Annotated in this window: 1 rRNA gene; it reads left to right on the top strand. The window is 51.3% G+C overall.

The features are described from left to right. A 23S ribosomal RNA gene (locus tag BTO10_RS23295) occupies nucleotides 1-300 on the top strand; the annotation flags it as partial.

The raw sequence follows: 300 nt of genomic DNA on the forward strand, positions 1-300 counted from the left end.
ACCCCTAAGGCGAGGCCGAAAGGCGTAGTCGATGGGAAACGGGTTAATATTCCCGTACTTCTTACAATTGCGATGGGGGGACGGAGAAGGCTAGGTGGGCCTGGCGACGGTTGTCCAGGTTCAAGTACGTAGGCGGAAAGTTTAGGTAAATCCGGACTTTCTTAACGCTGAGATACGATGTCGAGCTACTACGGTAGTGAAGTCATTGATGCCATGCTTCCAGGAAAAGCCTCTAAGCTTCAGATTGTAAGGAATCGTACCCCAAACCGACACAGGTGGTCGGGTAGAGAATACCAAGGC

This window comes from Vibrio chagasii, assembly GCF_002954585.1.
Lineage (GTDB): Bacteria > Pseudomonadota > Gammaproteobacteria > Enterobacterales > Vibrionaceae > Vibrio > Vibrio chagasii_A.